18 protein-coding genes are annotated in these 19,672 nt (G+C 43.8%); 4 read left to right on the top strand and 14 right to left on the bottom strand.

From position 1 onward, the window contains the following. Positions 1 to 46: 46 nt before the first annotated feature. From F6K63_RS27795 to F6K63_RS27780, 4 genes are all read right to left on the bottom strand, one after another. Entirely contained in the window at positions 47 to 358 is a 312-nt protein-coding gene (locus F6K63_RS27795) for a carbon dioxide-concentrating mechanism protein CcmK (RefSeq protein WP_008181383.1), read from the bottom strand. Positions 359 to 503: 145 nt separating this feature from the next. Further along, positions 504 to 1,529, bottom strand: coding sequence for a GAF domain-containing protein (locus tag F6K63_RS27790; protein WP_008181382.1), 1,026 nt, complete (start codon positions 1,527 to 1,529; stop codon positions 504 to 506). Between the two features lie 488 nt (positions 1,530 to 2,017). Next, positions 2,018 to 3,208 carry an RNA-guided endonuclease InsQ/TnpB family protein gene (locus F6K63_RS27785; RefSeq protein ID WP_044492492.1) on the bottom strand — a complete coding sequence of 397 codons (1,191 nt, stop codon included), beginning with the start codon at positions 3,206 to 3,208 and terminating at the stop codon, positions 2,018 to 2,020. Positions 3,209 to 3,934: 726 nt separating this feature from the next. Next, a complete protein-coding gene (locus tag F6K63_RS27780) occupies positions 3,935 to 4,561 on the bottom strand; it encodes a type I restriction endonuclease (RefSeq protein ID WP_008181380.1) in 627 nt (208 codons plus the stop codon). Positions 4,562 to 5,223: 662 nt separating this feature from the next. Here F6K63_RS27780 and F6K63_RS27775 point away from each other — a divergent pair. Continuing rightward, the gene (locus F6K63_RS27775; protein ID WP_008181378.1) at positions 5,224 to 5,646 is read left to right on the top strand and encodes a helix-turn-helix domain-containing protein; all 423 of its coding nucleotides are present in this window, start codon (positions 5,224 to 5,226) and stop codon (positions 5,644 to 5,646) included. Positions 5,647 to 5,890: 244 nt separating this feature from the next. Here the strand turns inward: F6K63_RS27775 and F6K63_RS27770 are convergent, their stop codons facing one another. The 4 genes from F6K63_RS27770 to F6K63_RS27755 form a co-directional block, all read right to left on the bottom strand. Beyond that, positions 5,891 to 6,634: a DUF3747 domain-containing protein gene (locus F6K63_RS27770; protein ID WP_287253469.1), complete on the bottom strand. Its 744-nt coding sequence runs from the start codon at positions 6,632 to 6,634 to the stop codon at positions 5,891 to 5,893. A gap of 421 nt (positions 6,635 to 7,055) precedes the next feature. After that, complete coding sequence (locus tag F6K63_RS27765; protein ID WP_287313691.1) at positions 7,056 to 7,571, bottom strand: peptidylprolyl isomerase; 516 nt, start codon at positions 7,569 to 7,571, stop codon at positions 7,056 to 7,058. Positions 7,572 to 7,651: 80 nt separating this feature from the next. Further along, the gene (locus F6K63_RS27760; protein ID WP_287313689.1) at positions 7,652 to 8,752 is read right to left on the bottom strand and encodes an RNA-guided endonuclease InsQ/TnpB family protein; all 1,101 of its coding nucleotides are present in this window, start codon (positions 8,750 to 8,752) and stop codon (positions 7,652 to 7,654) included. Beyond that, positions 8,739 to 9,368, bottom strand: a complete 630-nt coding sequence (locus tag F6K63_RS27755) for an IS607 family transposase (protein WP_287313687.1) — start codon at positions 9,366 to 9,368, stop codon at positions 8,739 to 8,741. Before F6K63_RS27755 ends, F6K63_RS27760 begins: the two co-directional genes overlap by 14 nt. A 58-nt stretch (positions 9,369 to 9,426) precedes the next feature. Here F6K63_RS27755 and F6K63_RS27750 point away from each other — a divergent pair, with 58 nt between their 5' ends. Further along, positions 9,427 to 9,636, top strand: coding sequence for a hypothetical protein (locus F6K63_RS27750; RefSeq protein WP_287313685.1), 210 nt, complete (start codon positions 9,427 to 9,429; stop codon positions 9,634 to 9,636). 109 nt (positions 9,637 to 9,745) lie between these two features. Here the strand turns inward: F6K63_RS27750 and F6K63_RS27745 are convergent, their stop codons facing one another. The 3 genes from F6K63_RS27745 to F6K63_RS27735 all read right to left on the bottom strand — a co-directional run bounded on the left by F6K63_RS27745 (position 9,746) and on the right by F6K63_RS27735 (position 13,085). Then, entirely contained in the window at positions 9,746 to 11,101 is a 1,356-nt protein-coding gene (locus F6K63_RS27745) for a D-alanyl-D-alanine carboxypeptidase (protein ID WP_287313683.1), read from the bottom strand. A gap of 370 nt (positions 11,102 to 11,471) precedes the next feature. Then, complete coding sequence (locus F6K63_RS27740; RefSeq protein ID WP_287313681.1) at positions 11,472 to 11,801, bottom strand: hypothetical protein; 330 nt, start codon at positions 11,799 to 11,801, stop codon at positions 11,472 to 11,474. Positions 11,802 to 12,122: 321 nt separating this feature from the next. After that, positions 12,123 to 13,085, bottom strand: a complete 963-nt coding sequence (locus F6K63_RS27735) for an MDR/zinc-dependent alcohol dehydrogenase-like family protein (RefSeq protein ID WP_287313699.1) — start codon at positions 13,083 to 13,085, stop codon at positions 12,123 to 12,125. Between the two features lie 161 nt (positions 13,086 to 13,246). On the opposite strand from F6K63_RS27735, the gene F6K63_RS27730 reads away from it, so the two are divergent. Further along, positions 13,247 to 13,501, top strand: coding sequence for a hypothetical protein (locus tag F6K63_RS27730; RefSeq protein ID WP_287313679.1), 255 nt, complete (start codon positions 13,247 to 13,249; stop codon positions 13,499 to 13,501). A 400-nt stretch (positions 13,502 to 13,901) separates the two neighbouring features. Here F6K63_RS27730 and F6K63_RS27725 read toward each other — a convergent pair whose 3' ends face one another. Both F6K63_RS27725 and F6K63_RS27720 read right to left on the bottom strand, forming a co-directional pair. After that, on the bottom strand, positions 13,902 to 15,998 hold the full coding sequence (locus F6K63_RS27725; protein ID WP_287313677.1) for a pentapeptide repeat-containing protein: 2,097 nt from the start codon (positions 15,996 to 15,998) through the stop codon (positions 13,902 to 13,904). A 793-nt stretch (positions 15,999 to 16,791) separates the two neighbouring features. Further along, positions 16,792 to 17,748, bottom strand: coding sequence for a pentapeptide repeat-containing protein (locus F6K63_RS27720; protein WP_287250867.1), 957 nt, complete (start codon positions 17,746 to 17,748; stop codon positions 16,792 to 16,794). 732 nt (positions 17,749 to 18,480) lie between these two features. Here F6K63_RS27720 and F6K63_RS27715 point away from each other — a divergent pair. Further along, positions 18,481 to 18,681: a hypothetical protein gene (locus F6K63_RS27715; protein ID WP_287313675.1), complete on the top strand. Its 201-nt coding sequence runs from the start codon at positions 18,481 to 18,483 to the stop codon at positions 18,679 to 18,681. A gap of 290 nt (positions 18,682 to 18,971) precedes the next feature. On the opposite strand, the gene F6K63_RS27710 is transcribed toward F6K63_RS27715, so the two are convergent. Next, positions 18,972 to 19,661, bottom strand: a complete 690-nt coding sequence (locus F6K63_RS27710; RefSeq protein WP_287263537.1) for a c-type cytochrome — start codon at positions 19,659 to 19,661, stop codon at positions 18,972 to 18,974. Between the last annotated feature and the right edge of the window lie 11 nt (positions 19,662 to 19,672).

The following is a 19,672-nucleotide window of genomic DNA, read 5'->3' as shown; positions in this document are numbered from 1 at the left end:
CGCTGACGGCTGAATGCTTACCTTAATACTGATTAAGTGTATTAGTTTAAAATGTTCGGAACTCTTCGACTTTGCTGGTGTAGTGGATGGGCAGCACTGTGTCCACATTTTCATTAGGGTTAGGAATGATATAGTGAGCTGTCACCTCCGCACCATAGGTTTTCTCTACGGCTTCTAGCCCAGCTGCTACCGCGACGTTTACCTCTGAAATTTTACCACGGACGCTCACCATAAACCGACCTTTCTCAGATTTATCATAGGATACCAGTGTGACTGCCCCTGCTTTGACCATGGCGTCTGCTGCGGCTAGTACCCCTGGAAAACCTAGGGTCTCAATAGTTCCAACTGCTACTGGCATTGTGTTCTACTCCGGTCAACATGAAAAGTTTGTTAAATCTGATTGTACTGGAGTTATTAGGCAAAATATATCCTAGCTTGCCTAAAACGTTAACATTTAAAATTTAAACTATAAAATATTGAAATTTAACAATAAAAATTAACACTTAATATAAGTTGAGTTTGGTTAGTTTTTTTAGGCTCTTGCGCACCTGTTTTTCTTTCTCCTGGAGTTCAGTAATCATTTTTTGATTATAGGGATCGATAATCTCTGAGTTACTTTCTGACTTTAACCAAAGTTTACGGGCTAGTTGAAAACATAACTGACATCGTTCTAAATTTTTCAAAATTGAAGGAGTAAATTGAGCCAACAATTCTTCATCTTTTTTGGTAAACCCCTTTAGATCAATTCTTTCAGACAAGTTATCGTTTGGATTACTATTGGGTTTTAACTTATTAATTAATTGTACCACAGCAATTAAATTTTTTTGCTGATTCAACACGGGCCAAGCTACCATAGTATAGGTTCGGTAACCGGTAATTTTGTCGATTCTTTTCGCTTCTTCAGAGCGTGGGTCGTCATAGACATCAAAGGGAACATTAATAATACTTAAGGAGGTAGCAGCTGCACCAGCAATTCCTTTATCTGCTGGAATATCAATGACTAGGGAGCCACCTTTCCCGTCATCAGCGTCAATGGAACCGAGGATGTTACTGTGCTCATCCAGTAAAAAAATACTGGTGCGGTCTGCTTTTAGTATATTTCCAGCTTTTCGGGTCAGGCGACGTAACATTTCTTTGAGGGTGTCCACTAACTCCCCTAAAGCGTCATCAACGGTGTTCACCTCTTCGATAGGCTTTGGTTTTGCGTTCGCGTAGCTTGGCCTAGGGCCAATCCCATCACTGGTATCGACGGTATCTACTTCACTAGTATCTACTTCAATCTCTGAGGATTTCACTGGAGTTTCCAGTAAATCTAAACCAGCGATTTCTCGCCAGTTTAACTGCAATGCTTGACAAATTTCTACAAAGAAAAGACCTTTAATGGGCTTTCCGATCAGAAAAAGATTAACAATGGGCAAGTCTAAATCTAATTCATTAGCTAGGTCTATATCTCTTCCCCGACGCTTACGCTTCCAAACTAATTTGACTGTTTCGAGGTACTTAGGGTGTACACTATATAATTTTTCCATTCTTTTTTGATTTGGGGAAAGCTGCTTATCTCAACTCCAAATGATTAGGGAGTAGCAAAAAAATAAAATACCAGGTTTTAGCTTGTCGGATAGGCAAAAAAGTTGGTTTTCAGTTTTATAGATTAAATTAGGTTCCCCACCCTACTTTAATTGGTATTTTTTTTCATGCAAGTCCCGGCTGTCAATCTATTGGTTTTTATGGATATTCCGGATACTTCATGTCACTGCTCTTAGTTTCTAATAGGTTTATCCCATTAGTTAACTAGACTCCCTAGGTAGTTTTACCAAACTAGTTGCTGGTTTCACTAGTGGATTGCGCTAGATGTTGCTAGGCAATTAACCGTGCTTGTTAATAACCTATAAGTTATTGATAACAGTCACAGTATCAGCTACATAGCGTCAGTTACCCTTACCTAAATTACCACTATGGTGAAGATACCATAGTTGGTATACAGCTGTCGCACCTGATCATTGACATCCTCCCCTCCCTAAGCAACTTCCCTATGCTCAGTCACTTTGAGGGAGGGGATTCCTAACTCTCGCGAATTAGGTTTTCTGCTTCGACCCGTGCCAACTAGAGTATCGTGACCGATACTCCCCGTCGCTTCCAGTCCACAGACATTTTCTACTACCGTCTGCCCGACGGCATTTAACCCTCTATTTCTAAGAACCTGACTAGCTGCTACATCTCTTGTGGTTCTGTATCCACACTCATCGCAGTGGTGAAAGCGAATATCTAGAGTTTTTTTGCCAGTGTGTGCCTTCGGACAGGCTTCGCCAACAACAAATATCATGCCAGCACCATCACACAAATGATGAGCTAGTTTAAAGTGCCAATCTTTACGAGTGTCAGATATGCGCTGATGTAGTCTAGCTATTTTCTGGTTTAGCTTGTATCTATTATTTGACCCTTTTTGCTTATTCTTTAGCCTACGTTGCAGCAATTTCAGCTTGCGCTGTAGGGTGATCAGAAATCGAGGTCGCTTAATCTCTTCACCATCACTGGTAGCTACAAACTTGAGGACGCGATTTCCGAGGTTGCCTCGGAAATTAAAGCCGTCCGTGTCAAACCCCAAGTCCAAACCTCTAGGATGACCGTGAGGCATGGGACTAGAGACATTGACATTTAGCTGTAGTGACAGCATCACAAAATAACCAGATGCTTTTCTAACTATCCTCGCTTGCTTGACTTGAAACCCAAAGGGAATAGGCCTTGACTGTCGCCATTTCACCCATCCCAGTTTTGGGAACTTAATCCCATCATCTCTAATTGGGTCTTTTCCTAACTGTGGAAAGACAAACGACCGCATCCGATACTTATTCTTAAAGCGAGGCCAACCAAAACCTCTGGCTTTCATATCGTCCCAAGCTCTATCTAAAGTTCTTAGGGTTTGTTGTAGTACTTGAGAGTGAACTGTTTTCAGATGAGGATAGAGTTTCTTGGCTTGAGTTAATTGCTTGGCTTGCTTATGGTAATTCGGAAATGGTTCGTCGGCAGAAATGATGTACTCGGATTGAATCGAACAAGCATTAATAGGTGACTTACGAGATGCACACCAATCTTTACGCTGCCTAAGGGCAAAATTCCAGACAGAACGACAAATATCTAGGGTTTGCTCGATAGATTCAATCTGTTCGGCAGTTGGTTCTAGTTTGTACTCGTAGGTCATGGTTAGCATGGCCAAATTATAGCTTACATGGGCTATAATGTTGTGTAAATATTTAAGAAATTTGCCAATTATCGGGGCATCTAACCCCTCAATTGGCTTGAGGGAGTCCATGTATCCCCGCCCTATGACATCGTGTTCGTCAGCTAACACTCGTCATGTCCGACGGGGTTTTATAGTTCCCTCAAACTCCCTCGTTTCGATAATAATGCTTTTTGCGAAAAAGGTAAAGTCCTTTCCAGGAAATGTAAGCAGTCAGCTAATACGCTACGCCCATGGTACAGAAACTGCTTCTGAGAGGTTGTCTGAGAAGTCTCATTTGCTACATCCAAGCCCCCGTTGGTCCCCCGAGCGAGCAATCCCTCGCTCGGGGGACTTTTAGAAGCAAATTGACTCTTGTTCCCCCCAAAGTTGGGGGGTCAGGGGGGCAAAATTCAGTATCAAAAAACTTGGGAGATATCCTCTGAGCAGTAAGCTAAACCATCCAGGAAAAGTTGGACATTTTGCTGAGGGGCGCGAGTAGATCAGTTATCCTGGACAACCCCGTCAAGATGTTGATAGCTATCAGTTATCAGGTAATGCGCTACAGATGGTGCTACTTGAGGTGCTATCAGCTAATGGGCAAGCTACTTGAGGTGCTTTTGAATAAAAGAGGAAGGTGCGAACAGCTTTTGAATAAAATAAGCTGACAGCTGACGGCTGACAGCTGACTGCTGACAGCTGACAGCTGACAGCTGACTACGGATTTTGGATGGTTTGGTTAATACGTTTTAAGATCCTCATAACAGTGTAAAAATCATCTTTGTTCTCAAGAGCGAATGTATAGGATTGAGCATATTTAGGTGGCTTTTGAGTTGTCATCTTTAGGAATTTAAACTCATTTCCATTGGTGATAAACCCCAGGACAGGTTGCTCTGGATTAGGATTAGCCAACATATACGCTAAGACTTGAGGAATTCCAGCTGCTAAGGCATATTTTGTTCCTTTTGCTTCAATTACAGTAACCCAGAATTCTGGTTTAAAAATCAGAATATCAATACGTCCAGTAACAATCATACCCTCATCTTCGGAGGTGATTTTAACTTCTTTCTCTGCTGTGATTTCAAAGGGATGACGATAAAATCCTGCTAGTCTCAGTAATGGCGATATTATCACCATTTTTAAGATCACTTCCAATAACGGAGACTCGGATAAGTACAGATACTCTTCTTTAACTTGCCCTAGCAATTGCTTCTCAAAATCCGTCAGTTCTGGTAAATCGTCTTGCCATTCTCTGAAAAAATTTTCATCATCAGTTCGTTCTAGATGGAATCTGTGTCTTAATTGACGTAAGGTAATCTCTTTTGCAGTAATTGTTGGAACCATGGGTAGTTTTAAATTTATAATTTATAGTTTAAGTAATCGGACGTAAGTGATTACACAGTACCTGATTTATTGATAGCAATTCTCATTACTATGAGAACCGCAATATAGCGGTTTTAAATTAGGTGAGGTACAAGTTTTTTGGTTTTAGGCAACAGGCAACAGGGAGCAGGGAGCAGGGAGCAGGGAACAGATGGACTTTTAGTAACTTTACACAAGTTAATACAGCTACGAGGTTCATTTTTGTCCAGCTACTTATCAGCTGTCAGCTATTAGCACTATTCTCACCCTCAGCACTGAGCCACTTAGCACTGAATTGCGACAATCCAATAGTCTTAGATAACTATTTTACCCCACTACCGTCACTAATCCCACTAATCCCAGTTGACCCCATTGCTTGAGATTGTGACAATGCAATAGTTTGTTTGAGCACCCTCTTTTCTTTATTACCCTATTTAACCCATTAAACCTATTACTCCTTTAAATTGCGGTAATGCAATAGTTTTTGTTAGCACCCTTTTATATCACTAATCCCATTAATCTCACTAATCCCAATTGACCCTATGACTTTAAATTATGCTAATGCAATAGTTTTACTATATCCTTGCCTTTTCAGAACAAGTGTGTTAAAGTAATAATATCGTAAAAGCAATGGTTTACTCCCTATGATGATTTCCACCGCACAAGCCGCTGAATTACTTGGTGTTTCTGCCACTCGCGTCCGTTACCTTCTGGGCAAAGGCAGAGTTAAAGGCGCTTATAAGGTGGGTAGAACTTGGGTGATTCCTTTGTTTGATGGTATGCCGGTGGTCACCCCTGGCACTCGCGGACCAAAACGGAACTGGTCAAAGCGTACAGAGTACACTAAGACAGTGATTCATGTTAACCAGAGGGTGATTCGCAACAATCTCAAGACGGGGGACCGGAATCCTGTGATTACGGTCAAGCGAGGCACTAAAAATGTTTACGGTCATACGGTGGAGGTCAATGGCCCCTGTCGGGTGATGTATCGTCCAGATGATCCCCTCAAGTGTGGAGCACGGGTATGGATTGAGACGATTTCTGATTTTGAAGTGATTTCAGCGTGATGGAAAGCTGTTCAGTATTTAGATTGGGATACCTAAATTGCTCAAAGGGAACAGGGAATAGGGAACAGGGAACAGAGATACAATCCTGTGTATCTCATTAGGGTTGTGTTACGGTAAAAACCCCTATATTAGCAAAAATCTCCCTATCTCCCTATCTCCCTACCCGTGAAATTCTAGTCCGACCCAAGAAACAGCCCTGGGGGTTAGGGGGGCGAAACCAAGTCAACTTAGTATCTCCTATTAATTAGAACCCCTCAAACACTGGTATGCCATCATTTGACGATTCTGCCGGTGCAGGTGGTGGAATTTCAGGGCTAGTGCCAGGAAAACGTTCACCACTAGTCTTGGGTTGGGCTTGTGGTTTGGTAAAAATATATTCCCTGCTGGGAGTAGGTGGTGAGGGTTGAGGGCTACTCGTCCACTGTGGCGCTACAGTATTAGCGATCGCACCATAGGTAAGATAGATGTGACCTAGTTGTTTGCCTTGATAGACACGTTTGGTAAATCGCCAACCGGGATCGAGAAAGATTTTGAGAAAGCCATTAGCCAAACCTCTGGTGCGGCCAAGCTCAATGTCTGGGGCATTGCGGTCAATGCGGTGACTCCCTACTAATACCAATTCTCCATTGCGTTTAACCACTCTGAGCATATAGTCTAGGCCGAAGTCTTGACTATCGACGCGGATAGAATAGCCGTTGCTGTCTGTACTGCGCCCACAAATTCCTGTAAAGTCAAAGTCGAGCAGCAGAGGATCTACAATAACTGGGTTACTGCCACGTTCACGCCAGCACGCTTGCCAGTTTGCAATCTGCTCGATGATTAGTAATTGATACTGGTTGTAACCAAAAGGGGCAGCTACTGCAATAAAATTGTTTGAGTTAACTTCGATGTTGCCAAAGGTATTCGCTGCTGCTGGATTGATAGCGCCTAAGGTAAGGCAGGAAGCTGTAGTGATTGCAGTAGCTGCTAGCCAGGGTAATCTGTTCATGGGTTTTCCCTTTCCTAAGTTAGAACATTCCCAGTAGACGCTACGAGTAAAGCATTTGCTCCTCTAGTGATACTGTGAAATTATATCAACTCTGCTTGATTAAGAATATCTTAGGGAAACAGAAAACGTAAGCATTCAGTGGTCAGTGGTCAGCGGTCAGCCGTCAGCATTCAGTGGTCAGTGGTCAGCGGTCAGCCGTCAGCGGTCAGTGGTCAGCTTATTTTATTCACAAGCTGTTCGGTCTAGCTTCGCCTACGGCCAATAGCTGATAGCACCTCAAGTAGCGTGCGCGTAGCGCTTAAGCTGATAGCTGACCACTGATCACTGATAGCTGACCACTGATCACTGATAGCTGATAACTGATACATTATCGCTGATTGCTGATAGCTGATAGCTGACCGCTGATAGCTGATAGCTTACGTTACTCGTTAATCGTCACTTTCACCATTTGAACCGGAGTTTGAGGGCGATCACCACGATCAGTAGGGGTGGTTTGAATCTTGTTCACCACATCCATACCTTCAGTCACTTTACCAAAAACCGGGTGCTTCGAGGGGCCTGGAGAAAACCAATCGAGATAGGAATTATCCCGTGTATTGATGAAAAACTGACAACTACCGCTATTGGGAGCACCGGTATTTGCCATAGATAACGTACCTGGCTGATTGGAAATTTTGGCATTGTCCGGGTGCTCATCCTGGATGCAGCCATCAGGGCCATTGCCGGTACCCGCGCGAGGACTATTGGGATCCTTGCTATGGGGACAGCCAAACTGAATCATAAAGTCATTAATCACCCGGTGGAAATGAAGACCATCGTAGAAACCAGACTTGGCTAGTTTAATGAAATTACCGGCTGTCTCTGGCATCACATCGGTGAACAATTCCACCGTAATTGTGCCTAAAGAGGTTTCTAGGGTTGCGGTTGGGTTTGCCATCTATATTTCTCAGTTAATGAGAGTTTTGTTAACACTAAACCAGGATACAGCAGGGAGTGCAACATTTAACCTGTCTAAACCTACTCATCAGCAGGAATGACCTGTATAGCACCAGGAGAAAATCTAGTGGTTGTTGCCGACAGAGCACGAATCATAATGTTCCGTGCGCCATTCCAATCCCGTGGCAATGAAAAACCACATTTCGGGCATTGAAATTTTTTACTACCGCCTAATTTTTCGTGAATGTGACCACATTCTGGACAAGTCTTACTCGTATAAGATTCGTTAACCAGTACCACTTTTACATCATTCCGATCAGCTATCTGCATCAAATGCTGACGAAATTTATAGTGGCTCCAGGTTAGCATATTACGAGCCGTTTTTCTGTTTAATTTCCTGGCTGACTTTACTACCATTTGAGATGTTTCAAACGTCGGTAGAAAGATCAGCTTGTAGTTGTTAATTAGGAAAGAAGCTGACTTGTTGTGACAGTCCTTGATCAGGTCTTTAATTTTTTGGCGCAAACGATGGGCAGCTCTTTTCATTGCTCGTCTCTGACGTTTGGCAGAGCTTAAGTCAATGCGACTCATTAACCGATCTAATTGTTGACAAAGCCTTTGGACTCTACCAATATCACCAGTACCTATTTCGATGTAACTAATACCATCAAACCCAGTCAAGAAAGTTCTAATCCCAGGATCTAAAGCTATTACTTTATCCCTAGACGTGGGAGTAGGCTCAATGTATTCGGGAAAGATTCCGTACCATTTCCCTTTTATCCAAACTAGTTGAGTGCCGTAGATACATTCATCAGGAAAACCTTGAGGTGAACGGAATGATAAGCCTTTTATTTTAGTTGGATACCAGGAGCCTTTTTTGAAGTCTCCAGCTTTGAATTTGATTACTTGACTTGTTTGCCGACAGGATTTGAATTTGCCAAAACCTCCCTTGGTTTTGGCTTGTTTAACAGCATCGACTGCATCAGCAACAGCTTCTTGTAATTGATGCCCTGGTAAGGTTTTTACCCATTCTGGCCGTAGGGATTTTCTCGCCAGTTTCTGTAGGTCGTAAGCACTGCCAGTATAGCCATTTTTGATGGCAGCGATCGACCAGTTGTAGATCCACCTGTATGCGTTTAGCCAAGTCTTCCAGACCCTGTGAAGCTCTTTAGATGGAAACACCCTGATCTTTGAGACACTGTTGGGTGTCAACTTCACCGTCTGGTTCCGAGGTTTTCTCTTGTACCGCTTGCGTGACTTGTTTTTGGTATTTTCGGAGTCCGTAAAGCCTAGCAGAGAAACAGTGGAGGATGGACAGGATATCTTCGACGAGCTCTTGTTCTGGGGAGAGTTTGCGTTCATTGAGAACCACGAGCTTGACTCCACTTTTTTGGCATAACCACTCAAGTAATGGAAATCCAAATCGGACAGCTCTATCTGGGTAGGCGACGACAAATGCCGAGATATCAGAGCTGTATATTCGTTCCAATATTTTGAGGAACTTTCGCCGTTTAAAATTGAGTCCCGATCCAACTTCTGAAACAACTTCAGCGAAAGGGTATTTTGACCGTAAAAATTCAGCTTGCCGATCGAGGTCGTCCCGTTGGGAGTGGGTAGAGACTCTTGCATAAGCGACAATGGGCTTACTTTGCGGGTCAACTCCATCAACACAGAACCTTCTCTGATTGCCTTGGGTTCTAATACTGTCAAGTTTTCCTTCTTTATCCCATCTCCTGAGGGTTGTAATAGAGACGCCGTAATATTTGGCTGCCTCTTTTGGGGTGACATATTTTTTCATAGAGCCTTAACCTTTACAAATCTATACTAACATATTTGTAAAGGTATGATAAGCTTTGATGAGATTAAAAGCTAATAGTTACACCTCGGGAATCGGGAGTCGGGAATCGGGAATCGGGAGATCAGCTATCAGCTATCAGCTATCAGCTAAAGGCCTTTGGCCACGCTACGCGAACAGCTTATGGGCTACGCGCACGCGATCGCTGAAAGCGGGACTCTCGGCAGAGCCGACGCTACGCGAACGTCCATCGCGTTCAGCTTTTGAATAAAACAAGCTGACCACTGACCGCTGACTAATGACCGCTGACCGCTAACTGCTTACCTACTCCCTACTCCCTACTCCCTACTCCCTACTCCCTACTCCCTACTCCCTACTCCCTACCTCACAATTTCACTAAACGAAGTCTTACCGATCCTCTGGGGTGATGGTTTAATGTCAGAAGGAACAGATTGCACCACTCCCCATTTAGTTACTAATTCTTTTAGCAGCATCTCTTGCTGAGTCCGGTATTTGGTATAGTCTCCCCCTGAATTCATGACAGCAAACCAAACAGTGCCATAGGTTTGAGTTGGTAAGGCTCCGGCTAAGGTACTCACATAATTCAAACTACCGGATTTAACTACTGCTAAGTTAGGCAATGGACGTTCATTTAAAATACCTTTGTCTTGTCCTACGATGGCAAATACATCAGCAACGGTCATGTTGTATTGCTGAAGATAGCGCTCAATGGCGAGAAATACAGCAGTGACAGCCCGAGGAGACATGCGATTTTCTTCACCTAAACCAGAGCCATTGATTAAGCTAATTTCTGATGGGGGTACTCCCGCCGCTTCTGCTGCTTTGCGGGCTACCACTTTGGCACCACCAGCTGTATTTGCTAGCATGTCGGCCATTTTATTATTACTGTAGCGATTCATTTTCTTCAGCAGTTCCGCCAGGGGAAAGGAATACTGGCGCACTAGGGGCTGTAGATTGTCAGGGGGTGAAGCTACCACTTGCACAGAGCCTGCGATCGCAATTTCCGGTCTAGGGGTACCTGGGGGTAAAGTCTGATACTGAGTTTCTGCTGCTGGTGGCCAACTCTTACCATTCAACCCTTGCTTGAGCAGAGTGCCAGCTTTGAGGGGTAAGGTCTCAAAATTCATATAAAACTTACCCACAACCACCAAATTACCCGTTACTTGCTTGATACCTAACTGATTTAACTGGTTGCCTACTGCTATGGCTTCTTCCCAGACAAAAAACGGGTCTTCTGACCCTTCAACCACTAGGTCTCCCTGTAGCACCCCGTTCTCAATCGGTCCGGTGGCGCTAAATTTGGTAATGAATTGGTGGTCAGGACCAAGGGTAGAAAGAGCGGCTAGGGTAGTTGCTGCTTTGGTAAGGGATGCTGCCGGTAAGGGAATAGTGCCTTGGTGATTAGCTAACAGGGTATCTCCTGATTCGATCCATATCCCTTGATTGGTCTTAGTCATCCCTTTGGCGGATAATCCTTTTAGGTATTGGTCAACACTCTGTTGGCTTCCTGGAATAGGATTCGTTTCCGCAACAGTTAGGGGTTGATCAGGCTTTTGGATCACCTTTAGTGCATTCTCTGCTTCTGAGGAGTTGGAAGCATCTGGATCAGCAGATGGAGATACGCCCTTAGGGGAATCCGCCCCATTACATCCAATTACTAGTGCTAGGAGTAGTGTAGACAGTGTAGCAGTTACATAAGTCTTCGTTTTGAGCATTATTATTGCAGTTGTTGATTGGGTGAGGTATTTTTTTTAAGGGAGCAGGGAGCAGGGAGTAGGGAGTAGGGAGCAGGGATTAGAGGTAATAAGATTGACTGTACCTCATGAATATGATCAACGCTATATATTAGGATATTAGGATATATTTTTACAAATTATCTAGCCTTATCTACTATAATCGAGCCTGTTACAATCCTCAATTATAATCCTATATTATCTTTATATCTAAACTTACAAATACAGCGTTTATCATAGCTATCAAGTAAACAATATTTTTCACCTCTTAGCTCTTACCTGCTCCCTGCTCCCTGCTCCCTGCTCCCTTAAACCCAAGAATTTTTACATCACCCAATTTAAAACTGCTGTACTATATCTTTTCCTCTAATTGTTTAAGTTTCAAATTTACTTCCAAATCATCCCGTCCCACAATAGTTTCTATGTTACCGAGGCGTTCTTCTATCTGTTGTACTTGATTAGGAAGAAGGGTTTTATCGGACTTGTTATGAGAGTGCCAAACAAAAGCGGTACTACTTGCTGCTCCTCCGATCACAATCATCGGTATGGCTAACTTATATCTGCCTGGGGCAAAAATCATACAAATCGCTAACATTCCAGTAGCATACGACCAAATTTGTTTAGTGGTCATCGCACGGATATTAAGAGATTTCTCGAATTCGGATTGTGGTTGGTAAGTCATTAAGGATTAAATATAAAGTATTAACAGTATTCAGTGGTCAGCTGTCAGCCGTCAGCCGTCAGCCGTCAGCCGTCAGCCTTCAGTTTTTGGTTTACGCTACGCTAACAGCTTATTTTATTCAAAAGCATTTAAAGTAGGGCATAAGCTGATAATTGACCGCTGACCGCTGATAGCTGACCGCTGACCGCTGATAGCAGTCGCCAGGGCAGTTAGGACATGACAAAAGTCTCACACCCTTTGTAAGCGCAAGAGTTTGACTTCTGACTTCTGACTTCTGACTTCTGACTTCTGCTATACATCCCATCACCTATTGCTCATCTTTCAAGAGTTCTGATCCATGGTCAGCAAAATTTTCAATACTCCCCGCTGCTGGGCATGGTTAAAGGCGGTTAACCCTTCTTCAATGGGGTAATGAGTTTGGATCAGGTAGTTGACATTTACTTTATCTCGTGCTAACAAATCTATCGCTGGTTTAAAGGGACCGCAACGGGAACCGATTAGAGTAATTTCGTCTACTACCAGAGAGGATGCATCAAAGGTTAGGTTGCCAGCGTAGGTACTTTTTAGTACCAGGGTACCTCGTGGGCGCAAGGCTCCCCGGGCAAGGGCAAATCCGTCGGGGTTGCCAGTACACTCCACTGAGATATCGAAAGGACCGTTAGTGATGGCATCGGCAAAACCTACCTTTATTCCTCTGGCTTCTAAATTGGCCAATTTCTCTTGATGACGGCCAATCACTAGCAAATTGCAGCCGGTTAGGGCTAGGGTTTGTGCCACCAGTTGTCCCAGCTTACCGTCTCCCACTACTAACACCTGGTGATCGGGACGCACCCTGACTTGTTCCTGAATTTCCAGAGCCGCAGCCAAAGGCTCGGTAAAGGTGGCGGCATCATTAGAAATATTATCCGGTAAGGGATGTAAGTTTTTTACCGGCAAGGTCAGATAGTCAGCAAAGGCTCCGTTACGGTTAACAATACCTAAGACAGTACGGTTTTGGCAGTGAGTCGGTTGTCCACTTCTACAAAATCGACACTCACCACAGGCGGCATTAATTTCTCCCACCACCCGCCGGTTGACTAAATTCTCTGGTCCATCCTCCACAACACCAACAAATTCATGACCTAATATACCTTTGTAGGGGTAATAGCCTCGAATTAGTTCCAAGTCAGTGTTGCATATCCCCGCACGCAATACCCGCACTAAGGCTTCATCAGAGGGTGGTGATGGCACAGGTAGGTCAGTGCGCAGTTGCAGTTGCTGGTTTTCGAGCCAGAGTCCTTTCATTGTTGGTTGTTGTGACAAGATTCTAGAAATTGCTTCCTATAGCGCTACGCGCAAGGCAAAAGGCAAAAGGCAAAAGGCAAAAGGCAAAAGGCAAGAGCTTTTTGTGCTTGTATGCATGTCAAACACCTTAATGCGTAGTGCTATATTTCCCATCTTAATCGGTGGGATTACTGAATTGGAGTAGGGTAAAAATTCGGCGTTGCTTAATAATGGAATGGGCATCTTGTGTAGAACTGGCATCTTGTGTAGAACTGGCATCTTGTGTAGAACTGGCATCTTGCCAGTTTCCTCTTTATTTTCGGGCGGACAGGATGCCCACTCTACTGATATTCATTCAACATCGGGCGGACAGGATGCCCACTCTACTGATTTTCCTTCAAAAACTGATGCAACGCCATTTCGGATATTACTACTAAACATTAATTTCATATGGGTGCATCTGATTAAAGCTGTTTGATCCGGTGGTGCGTTACGGGACGGGCTTTTTAAACACTGGCGACCGAGAAAATTAGAACCTGTGGGTGGTGCGTTACGGGACGGGCTTTTTAAACACTGGCGACGGATAAAATTAGAACCTGTGGGTGGTGCGTTACGGGACGGGCTTTTTAAATACTGGCTATCAATAAAATGGGGCGAGCCCGTCCCTAACGCACCCTACGCAACTGAATTAAGGAATGAATGCGCAATCATTTGGTTTTATTAAAGCCCCCTAAATCCCCCGAGCGAGCAATCCCTCGCTCGGGGGACTTTGAGAGTTTTATTCCCCCCAGAATTGGGGGGCTAGGGGGGCAAAACCATACGCAGAATCAGCAACACCTAAACTTCTGTCCATCCCTCGATTGTTGCCATCAAAATATTCACCAGAGGATGATCGATAGCTTCCTTGAAGGCTTCTACTCCTCCTGCTTTCAGGGCATTGATAACCTTGGCTTTCAAGGTTGGGTTAGTTTCAATTTGGTCAATAACTTCACCTACAACTATCATCTTCTCTTTGTTGGTTGTAGTGGGATTAGTCTGGGATAGTTGGTTGAGGAGTTGCTGGATTTCTGCTGCTGCTTCGGCTAAGCTTTGTTTTTGCTCTGATGTAAAATTAGTAGTGTTAACTTGTCTAGCATTGTCGTTGAAAACATTAAAATTATTAGGATTATTAGCTTGGCTTTGATCTATATCTAGATTATCTATATTAAAATTACGTGAATTATCTGACATATCACTCTTGGCTTTAGCTGTATTTGTAAAATTAAGTATAGGATTGGATGACTGATTGCTGGTAAAAGCGGCTCTAACAAATTCCTTCATATCCTGATTATGACTTCTTTCCGCCTCTAGCAGAGCAGTTTGTTTTGCTGCTTCCAACCTAGCTTCGTAAACTGCTAAAAAATGTTTTTCAAAGTTACCTTTATCTGTGGCTTCTGGAACTTCCAAGGTAAGTAAAACATCATTGCCTTTCTTCTCAATGGCTTGAATCGAATCACTAGTAATTGCAGGATTTTCCGCCATTATTTTTTGAAAGGCTTGACGAAATGCTTCTTGATTAACACCATTCCGCAGCAGAATATGCACCGTATTGATAATCTTTTTATAGAGCTTTTCAAAATCCCCTGGTTGGAAAACCCGGTCAGGGTCATGGGGACGACGCTCTCGACTTCCTTGAGGATTGGGCTTCTCTAGTAAAAACACATACTGACAATCAACGTTAGTTAACGTAGTTGTTGAGTCAATATTCCAAGCTTCTAAACAAGCTCCGGTAAAGTAAGCATGAGTAAAATCAGTACCAATTGATTGAGCTTGAGTTAAAATCGCCCATTCTAAATTAGCTTCTTCTAAGGTGGCTTCGCTAATATCAGCACATTTTAAATTAGCCTTATTTAGATTAGCTCCTTTTAAATTTGCCCCTCTGAGATTGGCATTACTATAATTATTATTATAACCATAACCAGTTCTCAATAATTGTCTGACAGCCGTATCAGCTAAGATAGTATTACCTGGTCTAGCTCGGTCAAGTTTAATAGTATTTTGCCAACAGGTACGAGTAAGCGTAGCCTTTCTTAAATCTGTACTTTTGAGGGTAGCTCCGGTAAAATCAGCATCGGTTAGGTCAGCGTTGTAAAAACTGGTACCTCCTGTAGCAGCCAAAGCAATAGCAATAGTGCGAATCCAGGCATCTCGGGGGTTCCCTTTTAGCCCACGCCAGCCCAGGTAAGCACCAAGTAATACTAAGACTAATGCCACAGCTATGGCTACGACCCATGAGCCACCGCTGGCTAATTCCCAGTCACTGGCGATGGCGATGGCGATGGTAATAAAGATGGTGATTGCGACAGGGAAGGCGACAGGGGAGGCGAGTATGATGGTGATAGCGAAGGCTACGGCGATTATAAAGGCTACGGCGACGGGAAAAGCGATGGTGATTGTGAAGGCGAAGGCGAAGGCGGCAGCGATAGTAATGGCGATTATAAAGGCGATAGCGATGGTAAAGGCAATGGCGATAGCAACGGCTACAGCGGCAGCGACGGCGACTTCTGAGCCGATACCTTGACGCAGGATAACACTATATACTATAATTAGAGTCACCAAAGCTATCCAACCGGAGACTGGGTCATCTAAGCTGTTAGAGTCAAAGAATGACGCTACTAAAGCTCCACCAAGTAAGGAGGCAATTCCTGATAGTCCTGACACTATCCAGGAAACTAACAGAAGAACAGTTACCCAGCGTTTTTGTAATCCTGCCTTAGCCTGACAGAAGTTAGTTCCGGTTAGAATAGCACTATTAAAGTTTGCTCCCCTAATATCAGCTTCACTAAAATCTGCTCCTGAAAGGTCTTTTCCTTGGAATGACTGACCTCTGAGATTTTCCCTGCGGAAATCCCTTTGTCCATTCTTATATCTGGTTATAACGTCATTAGCTTTCATTAGTCGTTTATCAGCTATCAGCTATCAGTTATCAGCGGTCAGCATTCAGCATTCAGCATTCAGCATTCAGCATTCAGCATTCAGCATTCAGCTATAAGCTCTTAGTTATCAGCTTTTGAATAAAACAAGCTGACCACTGAAGGCTGACGGCTGACCGCTGATGGCTGACAGCTTTAGTTAAGTATTAATAATTAGATTATTTTTGCTGATTAATTAATATCGATGTATTTACCCTGACTTAGGGATTAGAATCCCTAGGTAAAACCGAAGGAAGAGAGTCTTGATGATAAACTGGGTTCAGTATATTCACTGAATATTAGATCAGATTTTCTGAGTGAAGCAAATTAAGAAACTTTAAAAGTATAGCGCTAGTATTAGTCTGAAAAGTCCCCCTTATTAAGGGGGATTTAGGGGGATCTCAACCCTGAAGCAGATCCGGAATCGATCCCCCCCAACCCCCCTTATCAAAGGGGGGAGTAATGAAGGGGATCTCAACCCTGAAGCAGATCCGGAATCGATCCCCCCCAACCCCCCTTATCAAAGGGGGGAGTAATGAAGGGGATCTCAACCCTGAAGCAGATCCGGAATCGATCCCCCCCAACCCCCCTTATCAAAGGGGGGAGTAATGAAGGGGATCTCAACCCTGAAGCAGATCCGGAATCGATCCCCCCCAACCCCCCTTATCAAAGGGGGGAGTAATCAAATAGCCCGACTCTGCACTCCCAACTGAATACTTACGCTTGTTTTCAGCTAAAGGCTGAAGGCTGACGGCTGACGGCTGACGGCTGAATGCTTAGGTTTGATCTCGTCTAGCCAAGTCAAGTTCACTAGTATTATCCAAACAAGTATCAGTAAGATTAGCCTTTCTTAAATCTGTACTTTTGAGGGTAGCTCCGGTAAAGTCAGCATCGGTTAGGTCAGCGTTGTAAAAACTAGTACCCCCTGTAGCCGCAAATGCGATCGCAGTACTCCGAATCCAGGCATGTTTAGGGTCTTCGGTGAGAGCACCCCAGCCCAGGTAAGAACCAAGTAACGCCAAGAGGAAGGCCAAGGTTCCACCTATGGCAGATGCCAGGTCGAAGCCCAAGGTTCCTGTTTTGGTAAATGGCAAGGCTGACTGCTGTACAGCAAACACTCCAGCTACCGCTCCACCTACAGCTACCAACAAGCCTAAGACTCCCACTAAGACACCATCCAAGACTCCCGATCCCGCTCCAGTTGTAGCTACGGCTAGGGCTAGGGCGAAGGGTAAGCCTAAGGCAAAGGCTAGGGCGAAGGGGAAAGCTAAGCCAAAGGCTCCAGCGACAGCGACAGCTACGGCAAAGGCAAAGACCAAGCCTACCACTAAGGCTTGGACTGTTTGAATACCTTGACCAAGGATAACAACAAATAAAACAATTATTGCCACCAAGGCTATCCAGGCGAAGATTAGGTTTGCTCCCTGGACATAGTTAACAATAAATGCTGCATAACACCCACCATAAAATGATACAATTGCTGATAGTATTAAGGCTATCATCGATGAAACCAATATAATAACAATTGACCACGATTGTGGTAATCCAGCCTTAGCTTTACAGAACTTAGTCCCAGTTAGAATAGTATTCTTAAAGTTAGCTCCTCTAATATCAGCTTCACTAAAATCTGCCCCTGAAAGGTCTCTCCCTTGGAATGACTGACCCCTGAGATTTACCTTTCGGAAATCCCTTTCTCCTTGGGCATATCTTGCTAGAATTGTTTGAGCTTTCATTAGCATTTATAGGAGTTATTAATTGGGTGAGCTATAAATTAGGGAGTCGGGAGTCGGGAGTCGGGAGTCGGGAGTCGGGAATAAATCTTGTAGATTTTAATTACTATCAGAAGTGCTATAGTGATTAGTTGCTAGACCAGGATAAACCAGTATTATTTTTAAATCCCTACTGGAGCTAAGAGGGTGCATCTTAATGCATGGTGTTTGACCCGGTGGTGCGTTACGGGGCGGGCTGTCACAACCAGACACGAAGAGGCGGAAAATTAGGGCGACCGCCCCTAACGCACCCTACAGAACTTATCAATAACCATGTGCATAGCCCATAAGCTGATAGCTGAACGCGATCGCGTGCGCGTAGCCCATAAGCTGATAGCTGATAACTGATAGCTTACGACTCCCTAAAGAAAACCGAAGCAAGGGAGTTCCCATTAGAAACCGGTTCCCTATAGATGATTAAGATTGTGTTACTAATATCTATTAAGATTGTATCACAAATCCTGACCAAAAAAACTTAATATAATCTAAAATTATAGCCCTGCTCCCGACTCCCGATTCCCTACTCCCGACTCCCTCACAAGTTTGTTACAAAATTTTTCAAAATATGCTATAATATAATAATTTTTGTGGTAAACTAAAAGTGTGGAGAATAAATTCCACGGAAGAGCCAGCCCGGACATGTTCAAGCGGGTCGGGCTGGCTCTTGATCCCCATTTACAGGAGACAACTTATATTATGTGCTATAGTCAGCGCCTATACGGATGGGTAATGATTCGGCTATTGCCACCGATGCCACCACTAGTTTTCGCTCGATTCAGCAACCTTTCCGATGCCAAGAGCCATTCCCAGGCTCTGAAACAGTTGATGCCCCATGCGAAATTTTTGATTTTTTTTGATGTCAGTCTGCCAATAGACCAAGACGAATCTGAATCTTAGGGGCTCAAGGGGTGATAATGATCATCACCCCTTGATGATTTGATTTTTTCGTTAAAAAGATCTTCAGCTATAGCGCAGCGCTATAAAAAATAATTAGTGGTTAGCAGCCAGTTGCTAATGAAAATAACACCAACAACTAACTACTAACCACTAACTTAAAGTTTCAATTCCTTTAGTAATCTAGGAATTCTAAATAGGTTGTGAATTATTACTTAGACAGAATCCCTGAACTACAAATGTTTTGGGTTGATTGAGTTTCACAAATCCTTTATAAACCCAATTGAATCAATCTACTGCCAACCATTGTCAGCTTGATACAACACATAATCAGCAAGGGCTGCAATCTGATCCGCTTTTAGACGACCTTTGAAGGCTGGCATGGGGGGCTTACCATTGGTGATCTGGTAAACAATCTTGTCCTTAGAGTACATGCCATACTTCTCAAGGATATCCTTTTTCAGAGTTTTTTGGGGATTGAGTAAATTATTTCCACCCTTATGACAACTGGCACAGTTACTTGCGAAGAGTTGTCCTGATTTAGCTAGGGCTGCTTCATCTACGGCTACAGCTACTTCGACAGGTTCAGCAGGAGTAGTTTCTTCCTCTGCTACCTCAGTAGGTTCAGCAGGAGTAGTTTCTTCCTCTGCTACCTCAGTAGGTTCAGCAGGAGCAGTTTCTTCCTCTGCTACTTCGGTAGGTTCAGCAGGAGCAGTTTCTTCCTCTGCTACCTCAGTAGGTTCAGCAGGAGCAGTTTCTTCCTCTGCTACTTCGGTAGGTTCAGCAGGAGCAGTTTCTTCCTCTGCTACCTCGGTGGGTTCTGCTGGGGATTCCACGGTTTCGGTAACTGCAGCAGTTGGGGCAGGTGTGCTTTCTGGAGGAACAGTAGCTGTAGTTGCGCTACCGCAACCATAGGTAAAGGTCAAGACACAGACCGTTACCACTAGGAGTGATAATAGCTTTTTCAATGCAATTTTTCTCATGAGATTAAAAA

The sequence above is a fragment of the Moorena sp. SIO1G6 genome (assembly GCF_010672795.1).
Lineage (GTDB): Bacteria > Cyanobacteriota > Cyanobacteriia > Cyanobacteriales > Coleofasciculaceae > Moorena > Moorena producens.
This window is presented reverse-complemented; position numbering and strand designations above follow the sequence as displayed.

Bases quoted from the DNA above. Each gene is read 5' to 3' on its own strand.
- F6K63_RS27795 (WP_008181383.1), bottom strand. From the start codon at position 358: ATGCCAGTAGCAGTTGGAACTATTGAGACCCTAGGTTTTCCAGGGGTA.
- F6K63_RS27790 (WP_008181382.1), bottom strand. From the start codon at position 1,529: ATGGAAAAATTATATAGTGTACACCCTAAGTACCTCGAAACAGTCAAA.
- F6K63_RS27785 (WP_044492492.1), bottom strand. From the start codon at position 3,208: ATGCTAACCATGACCTACGAGTACAAACTAGAACCAACTGCCGAACAG.
- F6K63_RS27780 (WP_008181380.1), bottom strand. From the start codon at position 4,561: ATGGTTCCAACAATTACTGCAAAAGAGATTACCTTACGTCAATTAAGA.
- F6K63_RS27775 (WP_008181378.1), top strand. From the start codon at position 5,224: ATGATGATTTCCACCGCACAAGCCGCTGAATTACTTGGTGTTTCTGCC.
- F6K63_RS27770 (WP_287253469.1), bottom strand. From the start codon at position 6,634: ATGAACAGATTACCCTGGCTAGCAGCTACTGCAATCACTACAGCTTCC.
- F6K63_RS27765 (WP_287313691.1), bottom strand. From the start codon at position 7,571: ATGGCAAACCCAACCGCAACCCTAGAAACCTCTTTAGGCACAATTACG.
- F6K63_RS27755 (WP_287313687.1), bottom strand. From the start codon at position 9,368: ATGAAAAAATATGTCACCCCAAAAGAGGCAGCCAAATATTACGGCGTC.
- F6K63_RS27750 (WP_287313685.1), top strand. From the start codon at position 9,427: ATGAGATTAAAAGCTAATAGTTACACCTCGGGAATCGGGAGTCGGGAA.
- F6K63_RS27745 (WP_287313683.1), bottom strand. From the start codon at position 11,101: ATGCTCAAAACGAAGACTTATGTAACTGCTACACTGTCTACACTACTC.
- F6K63_RS27740 (WP_287313681.1), bottom strand. From the start codon at position 11,801: ATGACTTACCAACCACAATCCGAATTCGAGAAATCTCTTAATATCCGT.
- F6K63_RS27735 (WP_287313699.1), bottom strand. From the start codon at position 13,085: ATGAAAGGACTCTGGCTCGAAAACCAGCAACTGCAACTGCGCACTGAC.
- F6K63_RS27725 (WP_287313677.1), bottom strand. From the start codon at position 15,998: ATGAAAGCTAATGACGTTATAACCAGATATAAGAATGGACAAAGGGAT.
- F6K63_RS27720 (WP_287250867.1), bottom strand. From the start codon at position 17,748: ATGAAAGCTCAAACAATTCTAGCAAGATATGCCCAAGGAGAAAGGGAT.
- F6K63_RS27715 (WP_287313675.1), top strand. From the start codon at position 18,481: ATGTGCTATAGTCAGCGCCTATACGGATGGGTAATGATTCGGCTATTG.
- F6K63_RS27710 (WP_287263537.1), bottom strand. From the start codon at position 19,661: ATGAGAAAAATTGCATTGAAAAAGCTATTATCACTCCTAGTGGTAACG.